Annotated in this window: 1 rRNA gene; it reads right to left on the reverse strand. The window is 53.6% G+C overall.

The annotated features are described in order from the left end of the window. Window positions 1-23 precede the first annotated feature (23 nt). Window positions 24-1,211: ribosomal RNA gene (locus tag IAE27_RS29250) — 23S ribosomal RNA — on the reverse strand; the annotation flags it as partial.

Genomic DNA, 1,211 nt, shown 5'->3' on the forward strand with positions numbered 1-1,211 from the left:
CGCCAAAACATCTTCGGCGTTGTAAGGTTAAGCCTCACGGTTCATTAGTACCGGTTAGCTCAACGCATCGCTGCGCTTACACACCCGGCCTATCAACGTCGTCGTCTTCAACGTTCCTTCAGGACCCTTAAAGGGTCAGGGAGAACTCATCTCGGGGCAAGTTTCGTGCTTAGATGCTTTCAGCACTTATCTCTTCCGCATTTAGCTACCGGGCAATGCCATTGGCATGACAACCCGAACACCAGTGATGCGTCCACTCCGGTCCTCTCGTACTAGGAGCAGCCCCCCTCAATTCTCCAGCGCCCACGGCAGATAGGGACCGAACTGTCTCACGACGTTCTAAACCCAGCTCGCGTACCACTTTAAATGGCGAACAGCCATACCCTTGGGACCTACTTCAGCCCCAGGATGTGATGAGCCGACATCGAGGTGCCAAACACCGCCGTCGATATGAACTCTTGGGCGGTATCAGCCTGTTATCCCCGGAGTACCTTTTATCCGTTGAGCGATGGCCCTTCCATTCAGAACCACCGGATCACTATGACCTGCTTTCGCACCTGCTCGCGCCGTCACGCTCGCAGTCAAGCCAGCTTATGCCATTGCACTAACCTCCTGATGTCCGACCAGGATTAGCTGACCTTCGTGCTCCTCCGTTACTCTTTAGGAGGAGACCGCCCCAGTCAAACTACCCACCAGACACTGTCCGCAACCCCGATTAGGGGCCCACGTTAGAACACCAGCCATTAAAGGGTGGTATTTCAAGGACGGCTCCATGCAGACTGGCGTCCACACTTCAAAGCCTCCCACCTATCCTACACATCAAGGACCAGTGTTCAGTGTCAAGCTATAGTAAAGGTTCACGGGGTCTTTCCGTCTTGCCGCGGGTACACTGCATCTTCACAGCGAGTTCAATTTCACTGAGTCTCGGGTGGAGACAGCCTGGCCATCATTACGCCATTCGTGCAGGTCGGAACTTACCCGACAAGGAATTTCGCTACCTTAGGACCGTTATAGTTACGGCCGCCGTTTACCGGGGCTTCGATCAAGAGCTTCTCCTTACGGATAACCCCATCAATTAACCTTCCGGCACCGGGCAGGCGTCACACCGTATACGTCCACTTTCGTGTTTGCACAGTGCTGTGTTTTTAATAAACAGTTGCAGCCAGCTGGTATCTTCGACTGATTTCAGCTCCATGAGCAAGTCACTTCAC

This window comes from Klebsiella sp. S69 (assembly GCF_016516145.1).
Taxonomy (GTDB): domain Bacteria; phylum Pseudomonadota; class Gammaproteobacteria; order Enterobacterales; family Enterobacteriaceae; genus Klebsiella; species Klebsiella oxytoca.